Here is a 2,998-nt window from a genome sequence, read left to right as displayed (position 1 = left end):
AGATGAGTTTTACTATGACCAGCTACCACAACAAAATAAGGTAGCTTAACTAGAGCAGAATATCACTTATAAATAAGCTTTTAGTTGTTCAAACAAGTGGGACCACCTCTTTTCCCCTCTTTATTAAAGAGGGGTTAGAGGGCGTTCAAAATTCTGTGTCAGTAAATTTGACTAGATTTTAATTATATCATCTAATCGACCTTCAAAGTAAATGGATAATTGAGTAATCGTTTGTCCCCATTCCTGAATAGGCATTGTCCATTTTTCTGATGCCTGTTGAATACCAATATACAGTAATTTCATCAGACTATCCTCATTGGGGAAAGCTCCTTTGGTTTTGGTTAGTTTGCGGAATTGACGATGTACGGCTTCAACGGCATTGGTGGTGTAAATCGGCTTCCTAATCGCTTTAGGGTATTTGAAATAGGCGGATAGTAGATGCCATTTGGTACGCCATGACTGAATGACCACACCATATTTTTCGCCCCATTTTTCTTCTAGCTCATCCAGTGCTACTTCTGCCGCCCCTTTGGTATCAGCACGGTAAATTGGCTTTAAATCAGCCATAAATGCCTTCTGATCTTTACTGGCAACATAGCGTAAAGAATTACGAATTTGATGAACGATACACAGTTGTATTTCTGTTTGAGGGTAAATCGCTGCTATGGCTTCGGGGAAACCTTTTAGTCCATCTACACAGGCAATCAGAATATCCTGAACACCACGATTTTGTAGGTCTGTCAGTACACTAAGCCAATGGTTCGCCCCTTCGCTTTCCGATAAATGCAAGCCGAGTAGTTCCTTCTTACCTTCAACATTTAAAGCTAAAATGGTATAGATCGCTTTGCTCACATAAACACCTTTATCCTTCACTTTGTAATGTATGGCATCTAACCAAACAAAGGGATAAATTGTATCGAGTGGGCGTTGTTTCCATGCTTGTAACTGAGGGAGGAGCTTATCTGTAATATTGGTGATAGCACCATCTGAAATCTCCAATCCATACATATCAGCAACATGCTTTTGAATATCACGATAGCTCATACCAAGTGCATAGAGTGATATGATTTTATTGTCAATTTCTTCTGATAATTTGGTCTGGTTCTTTTTAACTAACTGTGGCTCAAATTCACCATTCCGATCTCTAGGGGTTTCAAGCTCAAATGAACCTGATGTAGATTTTACTGTCTTGCGAGTATAGCCATTGCGGCGATTACCTTGTTTCGGATTCGCTTCAATGTAATTCTCGATTTCTGCTTCAAGAGCAGCTTCGGTCAGTTGTTTAATTAAAGGGGTGAGTATGCCATTTTCTCCAGTCAGTGCTTGTCCTGACTGGAGTTGTTTTAAGGCTGTTTCAAAATCAAATGTAGTTGCCATAATGCATCATTCCTGTTTTTAACAGTTTAAGGAAATGACACAGTTTTTTGAACACTACCAGGGGTTAGGGGAGATTTAAGAATTACATTTTTCGATATGCTTAAATATTCGTTCACATAACGCTTTGGCTTTTGGTGTAAGTTCCCAATCAGGTTTTTCATCGAAATCTTTGATGATTTCTCGGCAGAAATCTAGTTTATATTTTATTGTACCTACACCTTTACCATCAGCAAATGCAGTTTTATCAGTTGATGTTCTGGTATTTCGTATTTGATCGTCTAATAGTTTTCCTATTCCATAATCTTTATGATCGAAGTAATCAGATGCAGTTATTGAATCTAGATTTTCTATAGTAAACCCTTGCTTAGTTTTAGCTTTCATATTGCTAAACTTCTTCTGTGCAACTCTAACTATAGAGTCTTTTGGAAGAGTATTCTCAGTTTCTTTACATTCTAAAATCAGATAATTATCTTTCTTCAACTCACTTTTTAAAACTTGCACACGATCAGCTTTATTTTGAATATCACCATCTGCAATGAGTAACATTTCACTTGCGACAGCTTTAGCATTTAAACCTTTATCTTCCAATTGATCAGCATATGTATCACTAAAGCACCAATGCACTAAATTACTTCCTGCATATTCTACAAACGTGTAGTGATAATTCGGCATAAAGCGACGATACTTTTTATAAAGTTCATTATTAGATTTTTCTAATTCGGCTAAATATTTTTCCATATATTTTGTGATATACAGACGATCTGTAATACCTTCAACCCAGATCGTACAGTTAGCTAAATAAACAGAAGAAGGACGTACACCTAGTGAGGCAAGTAGGTCACGATCACGGTCACAACGATAAATTTTAAACTCAAATTCGTTAGAAGAACCTTCTTTTGGGTGTTTAACAAACTTTTGGATCATGACTTGATCGGATTCATCTGCCATGTCCAATAAATGATTTGAATGCGTTGTAAAGAAGTAATAGTGATTAGTTTCATTTAGATAAAAGTTCATTAGCTGACGAACCATACCTGCATGCATGTGAAGCTCAGGCTCTTCTATAAAGAAAGCATGTGTTTCTGTATTTCCTTCTTTATCTTTGTTTTTTATATAGGCTTCATAGGTTAGGATAATCGCTTGTTGCAAACCATCACCCAATTCATAAATAGGTCTTTGTCTATCTGAACCGATTTTGATGTTCACTACATCTTGATCATGCTTCGGAATCAATGAAACAGCTTCATTATCAAAGAAATATTGGCTTAGTTTTTCTTCATAATTTTTAATTATTTCACGTTGTTCAGGTTCACCTAGAAGATGGATTTTAAGCTCATGATATAAACACTCACCAGTAATAATATTTTCAGTATTAAATTTACTTGTATCCGTAAAATAATCTTTTTGAGCACGTTCGATATATGGCTGTTTATTTTCTATTTCAGTGACAGGGCGCATACCTCTTAAAATAGGGATATAGAATTTCATATTTGAAAATATTTTATGAATATAGGACTTACGCATTGACGGATTCAAAAAAGTATTAAAATACTTTATAAAGTATCTGTGATTAGACGAATTAAACATGCTTCTACAGCAACTTGTACATTACCCATTTATA

The 2,998-nt window shown here is 35.7% G+C and carries 1 protein-coding gene and 1 pseudogene; both read right to left on the bottom strand.

Annotated elements, in window-relative coordinates; translation table 11 throughout:
- Nucleotides 1-171: 171 nt before the first annotated feature.
- Nucleotides 172-1,377, bottom strand: coding sequence for an IS256 family transposase (locus WFH18_RS17130; RefSeq protein ID WP_004973108.1), 1,206 nt, complete (start codon nucleotides 1,375-1,377; stop codon nucleotides 172-174).
- A 75-nt stretch (nucleotides 1,378-1,452) separates the two neighbouring features.
- Nucleotides 1,453-2,862: pseudogene (locus WFH18_RS17125) on the bottom strand (ATP-dependent nuclease); the annotation flags it as partial.
- Between the last annotated feature and the right edge of the window lie 136 nt (nucleotides 2,863-2,998).

This window comes from Acinetobacter sp. USHLN143, from assembly GCF_037145695.1.
Classification (GTDB): domain Bacteria; phylum Pseudomonadota; class Gammaproteobacteria; order Pseudomonadales; family Moraxellaceae; genus Acinetobacter; species Acinetobacter fasciculus.
Note: the sequence above shows the minus strand (reverse complement) of the source record. Positions and strands in the feature narration are given on the sequence as shown.